General features: G+C 66.6%; 7 protein-coding genes and 1 pseudogene. 4 read left to right on the top strand and 4 right to left on the bottom strand.

Annotation, left to right across the window (positions count from 1 at the left end):
* The first annotated feature begins 314 nt into the window (after nucleotides 1-314).
* Entirely contained in the window at nucleotides 315-962 is a 648-nt protein-coding gene (locus tag AC1VAN_RS07205; protein WP_235189966.1) for a DUF4304 domain-containing protein, read from the top strand.
* A 186-nt stretch (nucleotides 963-1,148) separates the two neighbouring features.
* Here AC1VAN_RS07205 and AC1VAN_RS07200 read toward each other — a convergent pair whose 3' ends face one another.
* Entirely contained in the window at nucleotides 1,149-1,640 is a 492-nt protein-coding gene (locus AC1VAN_RS07200; RefSeq protein WP_480985539.1) for a GNAT family N-acetyltransferase, read from the bottom strand.
* A gap of 234 nt (nucleotides 1,641-1,874) precedes the next feature.
* Between AC1VAN_RS07200 and AC1VAN_RS07195 the strand changes: the two genes are divergently transcribed.
* The 3 genes from AC1VAN_RS07195 to AC1VAN_RS07185 are packed head-to-tail and all read left to right on the top strand — an operon-like array spanning nucleotide 1,875 to nucleotide 3,674.
* Nucleotides 1,875-2,570 carry a ComF family protein gene (locus AC1VAN_RS07195; RefSeq protein WP_480985538.1) on the top strand — a complete coding sequence of 232 codons (696 nt, stop codon included), beginning with the start codon at nucleotides 1,875-1,877 and terminating at the stop codon, nucleotides 2,568-2,570.
* A 58-nt stretch (nucleotides 2,571-2,628) separates the two neighbouring features.
* On the top strand, nucleotides 2,629-3,180 hold the full coding sequence (locus AC1VAN_RS07190; protein WP_025877483.1) for an HdeD family acid-resistance protein: 552 nt from the start codon (nucleotides 2,629-2,631) through the stop codon (nucleotides 3,178-3,180).
* The gene (locus AC1VAN_RS07185) at nucleotides 3,180-3,674 is read left to right on the top strand and encodes a SecDF P1 head subdomain-containing protein (RefSeq protein WP_025877482.1); all 495 of its coding nucleotides are present in this window, start codon (nucleotides 3,180-3,182) and stop codon (nucleotides 3,672-3,674) included. Before AC1VAN_RS07190 ends, AC1VAN_RS07185 begins: the two co-directional genes overlap by 1 nt.
* 1 nt (nucleotide 3,675) lies before the next feature.
* Here AC1VAN_RS07185 and AC1VAN_RS07180 read toward each other — a convergent pair whose 3' ends face one another.
* The 3 genes and pseudogenes from AC1VAN_RS07180 to AC1VAN_RS07170 all read right to left on the bottom strand — a co-directional run.
* On the bottom strand, nucleotides 3,676-5,487 hold the full coding sequence (locus tag AC1VAN_RS07180) for an MFS transporter (RefSeq protein WP_032976870.1): 1,812 nt from the start codon (nucleotides 5,485-5,487) through the stop codon (nucleotides 3,676-3,678).
* An 89-nt stretch (nucleotides 5,488-5,576) separates the two neighbouring features.
* Nucleotides 5,577-6,692: an N-acetylglucosamine-6-phosphate deacetylase gene (locus AC1VAN_RS07175; RefSeq protein ID WP_032976871.1), complete on the bottom strand. Its 1,116-nt coding sequence runs from the start codon at nucleotides 6,690-6,692 to the stop codon at nucleotides 5,577-5,579.
* Nucleotides 6,689-6,934 (bottom strand): annotated as a pseudogene (locus tag AC1VAN_RS07170) (DeoR family transcriptional regulator); the annotation flags it as partial. The gene AC1VAN_RS07175 and the pseudogene AC1VAN_RS07170, both read right to left, overlap by 4 nt.

Here is a 6,934-nt window from a genome sequence, read left to right as displayed (position 1 = left end):
GCCCAACATCCGGACCGTGGAGAAGCGCCGTTGGCGAGAGCGCATGATGGAGTGAATCGGCAGGATCATTGATTCACCCGCTTCCAGTGTCGTTTGCGGAAGTGTCACGCTGCGCACACCACCGCACTCCTGTGCGCGGTGCCCGCAGCGGGCCCCCTTTCTGGTTTCACCAACGTCTCTGCGCTTTCGTATGAAGCGGACGACCAGCAATGTTGAAGGGACGAGTGGGCGGGTTCTTCGCCGATTCAATGGTGCTGGCCGACGTTCCTTCCAGTACGATTCCGCGAACGTTCGCAAGCGCAAGGATGCCTTCGATGTCGACCGCTCAGCACTCTCGAATGATCAACGCTGCAGCCAGAACGGTGCTGCGCCCTCTGGGCTGCGTGCAGAAGGGACGCTCCAGAATCTGGATCGACGACCAGGTATGGTGGATCGGCGTGGTTGAATTCCAGCCCTCTTCGGGACGGAAGGGAAGCTATCTGAATGTTGGAGCGTGCTGGCTCTGGCATGAGAAGGACTTCCTTTCATTCGACGCCGGGCACAGAGTGGGAACCTTCCACGAATTCATCGACGAGGAGCAGTTCTCGGCGGAGGCCACGCTGCTGGCCAGGCGTGCAGCGCAGGAAGTCCTTGCGCTGCGCGATCGCTTCCCCTCGATCGCCCACGCGCTGGCGTGGACTACTGCCAATGCATCGCCCGCGCTATGGAACACGTACCACTCGGCGGTGTTGGCGGGGTTGGCGGGTGAGGTCGAACGCAGTGGGTTGCTGTTTACAGAAGTGATCGCCGATCCAAATGACGTGCCATGGGCCGTTGAGCTGAAGCAGAGGGTTGTCGGGCTGCTGCATTGCCTGGAGTCAGGGGCTGGCTTTGAACAGGAGATCGCGGCCACGGTCGGGCGAACGCGTATCGCGCTGGGACTGCCTGCCTGCCAGCGTGCAGCCAACGGGATCGAGTTTTGAGGGGAATTCACGGTGGTCGATCCGCTGCGTGCGGCTGACCCCCGGTGAGCCCAAGCCAGCCACGTCCAGCCTTGGGCTGCCGCCGCCAGGAGCAGGACAAGCCCATGCGTGGTTGCACCGTCCTGAAGGTATTGGCCATCCTGGCGTGGGCGAGTGCTGACCGGGGAGCTGGGGGGCTCCCCATCGTCATATCGCCCTGATCAGGAACAAGCGGAAGTCTGTTCCTTCTGACCCGGCTGGGATGCTGCACGCCATGCCCATCYTTGCAAGATTCCGYTCCCAGAATGCRTGCGCCRCATGATCCTTGCGGAATGTGGCCAGCARCCATTCYCCCGYYGTTGGCCGCACAAGCTCTGCGACCACTGCGGACGCGATGCCTTTGCCCCGATGCCTTGGAAGGATGAACAGATCGGCCAACTCTGGCAGGCGCCGCCCCTGGAAGTCGACTTCATCCACCTGGACGAATCCACACAGCTGGCCATCGAGCCAGAGCAGACGGGTCCACTCCGGCTCTTCCTGCAGGCGGGCCCGGACATCGGCAAGTGTGCAGTCGTAGAGACCATCGGCAAGGATCTCCTCACCACTCCAGGCAGAGGCTTCGAAGTAGTACAGCTGCATCAATCTGAAGACCACATCTGCGTCCTGCGCAGTTGCTTTGACCAGCGTCAGTCCGTCCATGCAGTAGAGGTCCATCCAGGGCAACCGCGCCCATCCTGATGATAGCTGGCGCAGGATCGGCCAGTAGTGGTTCTGCAGTTCCGGCCGTACGTGGATGGAAGCGCGCGGTAGCAGGTGCGATGCAGGTCTACGGCCTGGCAAGGTGCAGCCCCCATCGGCCAACGCTCCCTGTACTGACATGCAGGCAGCCCCTTTACCGATGGGCAGCCTGCGCTTGCAGGGCGATGCTGCGGCATGCGCTTCCCACTGCCTTCTGCCCTTGGTGAACCGTTGCAGGCCGCCTTTCGCCTGTTGCTGCCCCTGCGCTGCCTGGTCTGCAGCGAGYGCGGCCACGACACCCTCGACCTCTGCGTCGCCTGTCTCGCCGACCTACCGTGGGCGGGTCGCGCCTGCCTTCGCTGCGCGCTGCCGCTACCGGAGGAAGCCCTGCCCATCTGCGGCACCTGCCGTGACGAGCCGCCGCCGCAGACCGCTACCCACGCCAGCCTGCTGTACGTGCCGCCGATCGATCAACTGCTGGTCCGCTACAAATTCCACCAGGACCTGGCTGCCGGACGCCTGCTTGCGCAGTTGATGCTGCGCAATCCGCCGCCATGGTCGTGCCCACCGCTGGTACCGGTGCCGCTGCATCCCAAACGCCTGCGCCAGCGCGGCTATGATCAGGCAGCCGAGCTGTGTCGGCTGCTGCGGACGCCGAGGTGGCGCGGGCTGTACCGTCGCCGTCATACCGCGCCGCAGTCCGAACGCAGCGCCGAGCAGCGCCGCGACAACCTGTTCGACGCCTTCGATGTGCGCGGTGCCGTCCCCGCGCGGCTGACCATCGTCGACGACGTGATGACCACCGGCAGCACCGTGCTGGAAGTCGCCGAGACGCTGCGGCTGGTGGGGGCTGAAGATGTGCGGGCATGGGTCTGTGCGCGGGTGCCGTGATCGCGCCTTTCATTCCGTAGGTCTAGGATGTTCGCGAACCCGGATCGAAGGAGTGGTCATGAATTCCCCTCTGTCTCCCTTGTTGTCGGCCGTTGGACGCAGCTGGTGGATCCTGCTGCTGTACGGTCTGGTCGCGCTGGGCTTCGGCATCATCGCGATCGGCTGGCCGATGTCAGCGGCTATCGCGCTGGCGTGGACGCTGGGCGTGATGGCGATCGTGGAAGGCGTCATCAGCCTGCTGGCGCTGATTACCGGTGGTAGTGGCGCCTCGCGTGGCTGGCTGCTGCTGTATGTGGTCGCCTCGCTGGGCTTCGGTATCCTGGCGGTGATCAATCCGCTGGCCACCGCCAGCGTGCTGGTGCTGTTCCTGGCGGCATGGCTGCTGGTGGCAGGCATCTATCGCATCGTCTTCGCCATCCGCGTGCGCAGGCAGATCCAGGGTGAGTGGTTGCTGATTCTCAGCGGCGTGCTGGCCATCGTGCTGGGCCTGCTGTTCGCGGCCAATCCGTATGCCGGCGTGGCGGTAACCACGTTGTGGATCGGCATAGGCAGCCTGCTGTACGGCGTGCTGCAGGTGCTGGTGGCGTTCAAGCTGAGGAAGCTGCGCTGATGCGGGCCTGGAACAGATGGGCGCTGCTCGGCGGCGGCCTCGCGGTGTTGCTGCTGGCGGGCTGCAACCGGGTGCTTCCGGCGGAGACCCGGCATCCGCCGCGGGAGGGGGTGCAGGTGCAGATGCGTGAGGTCGATCCCGATGGTCGCGCTACCCTGCAGTGGCAAGGGCGCAGCATCGCCGTGAAAGCGCCGCCGATGCTCACCAGTGCCGATATCGTCGACGTGCGAGCGGCGTTGGACGCCGCGCACCAGCCCGTACTGGAACTGACGTTCCGCAAGGAGTCCGCCGGCCGGTTGCTGCACGCGACCGAGGCCCTGGTGGGCAAGCAGGTGGCGCTTACCGTCGATGACCACGTGCTGTCCGTGGCCACCATAGCGGGCCCTTTTGGCGAGTCCATGCAGGTGGCCGGTACCAACATGAGCGTGGCCGAAGTGCACGACATGGCGCGCTACATCGTGCACGGCGGCCCTGCGCCGCCACAGCAGCGCTGAATCAGCGCTGCTTTCCTGCAAACCCGGCTTCGATCTCTTCCAGCGAGCGCCCCTTGGTTTCCGGCAGCCAGAATGCGGCCACCAGGAAGAACACGAACGTGCAGCCCGCCCAGAACAGGAACATGCTGGCGTAGCCGTAGTGTCCCACCGTCGGCAGGAAGATGGCGGCAATGGTGGTGGACACGAACTGGTTGACCAGCAGCGCGATGCTCATGCCGTTGGAGCGGATGCGGTTGGGCATCAGCTCGGACAGCGCCAGCCACACGCACACGCCTGGGCCAACTGCGAAGAACGCCACGAATACCAGGATGCAGGCAGCGACGGCCCAGCCATGCGCGGGCGGCGGAATCGGGCCGATACGGGCTTGCTCGATGCGCAGCGGTGCCTGCGCGGCACTGGCCGGGTCGGCGAACGGATTGAGGTGCAACGTGCGGAAGAACGCGCCGATGACGCTGTCCGGCTGCACGGTGCCGGCGCGCTCGATGCGCAGCTCGCGGTCGGTCAGGTTGTCGCTGCGCAGCGCGCGCACGTTGGTGAAGTCGCCATAGGCGTAGGACACGGTCAGCTGCAGTGGCCGGCCTTCGCGGTCGACGCCACCGGCAAGCCGCTGCCACTGCGCGTCATCCAGTACCAGTTGCAGACCATCGCCACTCACTGCGGCCTGCAGGTGCGGCTGCACGTCGGCGCGGCCCCGTTCGGCTTGGAAGAACAGCGTTGCTGCGGCCAGCAGGGCCACGCAGATGCCACCGCTGCCCAGCATCAGCAGGAACTTGCGACCCTTGCGGTCGACCAGCAGCAGCGCGGCGACGGTCATCACCGCGTTGAGCAGTTTGATCGCCACGTCGGCGCCGTTGGCCACCGAGCCGGACAGGCCTGCCTGGTTGAGGATGTTGACCGCATAGGCCAGCACCGAGTTGATGCCGGTGGCCTGGGTGCAGGCCAGCACCACGCAGGCCAACACGAACGGCACCACGTAGCGGCGGCTGAGCAGCGGGTCACGCTTGCCGCTGCTGCTGCTCGATTCCGGAGCCTGGATCTGCGCCAGGGTGGGCTCGACGTCGGCAGCGGGCAGCACGCGCTGCAGGCTGCGGCGCGCATCATCGATGCGGCCACGACGCACCAGCCAGCGCGGTGATTCGGACAGCCAGAAGATGCCAGCGCAGAACAGCAGGCCCGGTGCCAGGCAGGTCCAGAAGATGGTTCGCCAAGCGTGGTCCTTCACCGTGAACAGCTCCTGCGCCTGCTGCGCGACCGGCAGCGAGCGCACCGACTCTGCGGCAGCGTCCACGGCATGGGCGTGGTACAGGCCGATCAACGCGGCCAGCACCAGGCCGACGGTCAGCAGCAGCTGGAACATCGCCGCGCCGCGGCCGCGTCGTTCCGGGCTGAGCACTTCGGCCAGGTACAGGGGAATGACCACGCCGATCAGGCCGCCGCTGACACCCTGCAGCAGGCGCCCCAGCAGCAGCGGGGTGTAACCCGAGGCCAGTGCCATGATCGGGATGCTGGCGGTGAACAGCACGCCGGCCAGCAGCATCGCGCCACGGCGGCCGATGAGGTCGGCGATCATGCCGGCGAACAGCGAGGACAGCACGCTGCCCAGCAGCACCGCGGCGACGACGAAACCGAGCTGCTGGCTGCTGAGCTGCCAGGCGTGGCTGGCAGTCGCTTCGAGGTAGGGCAGGGCACCGGCGATGATGCCGATGTCGATGCCGTACAGYAGGCCACCGAGGCCGCCGATGAAGAGCAGGTAACGTACGGGCCAGCGCGGGGCGGTGGAAGCGGGTACGGCAGGTGCAGTGGCTGCGGTCATCGGCTCGTTCCTGGACTGACGGGATGGTGCGTGGCTGATGCAATGCGCTTGCGCGCCTTGTGTGCGGCATCCGGGCCGCATGGCGCGTGTCAGTCCAGATCGATCAATCGACCGCCTACCACCACTTTCTGCAGGCGCAGTTCCGCATCCAGCACCACCAGGTCGGCGCGGGCGTCGGGCGCAATGCGGCCGCGATCGCTCAAGCCCAGGTAATCGGCCGGGAAGGTGGACACGCGCTGCGATGCGTCAGCCAGATCCAGACCCACCTGCACCAGGTTGCGCAGCGCCTGGTCCATGGTCAGCGCGCTGCCGGCCAGCGAGCCGGTGGCCAGGCGCACGCAGCCGCCGCACTTGTGTACGCGCTGCTCGCCCAGTGCGTACTCACCATCGGGCATGCCGGTGGCGGCCGTCGCGTCGGTTACCGCATACAGGCGCGGAATCGCGCGTGCGGCCAGACGGATCACGCCGGGATGGATGTGCTGCAGGTCGGGAATGATCTCGGCGTACTGCGCATGCGCCAGGGCAGCGGCGGCGATGCCCGGCCGGTAGTGGTCGACGCCGGTCATGCCGTTGAACAGATGGGTGAAACCGGAAGCGCCGGCCTGCAATGCGGCCACGCCTTCCTCGTAGGTGCCTGCACTGTGGCCGAGCTGCACGCGGATGCCGAGTGCGGACAGCGCGGGGATCAGTGCGGTGTGCTCGCCGATCTCCGGCGCCAGCGTCATCACCCGGATCGGTGCCAGCGCGTGCAGCTGCCGCACCAGCGCCATCGTCGCCTCGATCGTACGATTGGGTTGTGCGCCCAGCCGCTGCGGGCTGATGAAGGGGCCTTCCAGGTGCACACCGGCGATGCAGGCGGCATCGGCATCGGGCGCTGCCATCGTTGCCGCAACGCCCTGCAGCGCGTATTCGATCTCGTCCAGGCCAGCGGTCATGGTGGTCGCCAGCAGCGTGGTGGTACCAAAGCGCGCATGGGTGCGGGCGATGCTGCGGGCCACGTCGCCGCCCTGCATCAGGTCGACGCCGGCCGCGCCATGCACGTGCAGGTCGATGAAGCCGGGCAGGATCACCGGCAGTTGCGGGTCATCGCCGCCGCTGTGGTCATCTACCTGCAGCTGGCGCACGTGTGAATCGAACTGGACCTGGCCGCGACGCCAGCCCAACGGGGTGAGGATGCGGCCGTGCAGGGAGCGGGTGTCGGTCATGCGGGGGGCTCGGCGATGATCACTTCGATGCCCAGCCGCTGCAGCCCCTCGCGGGTCGCGTCGTCGATGCCGGCGTCGGTGATGATGGCGTGGATCTGATCGAGGCGGGCGATGCGGTGCAGGCTGACGCGTCCGAATTTGGAGGCGTCGGTGAGCACCACGATGCGCCGCGCGCGTTCGACCATGCGGTGGTTGAGGCGGGCTTCGGCTTCGTCGTGGGTGGTCAGGCCGAACTGCAGGTC

The organism is Stenotrophomonas sp. 05L44_2 (assembly GCF_056665995.1).
The sequence above is the reverse complement of the archived record's forward strand: the minus strand, read 5'-3'. Positions and strand labels throughout refer to the sequence as shown.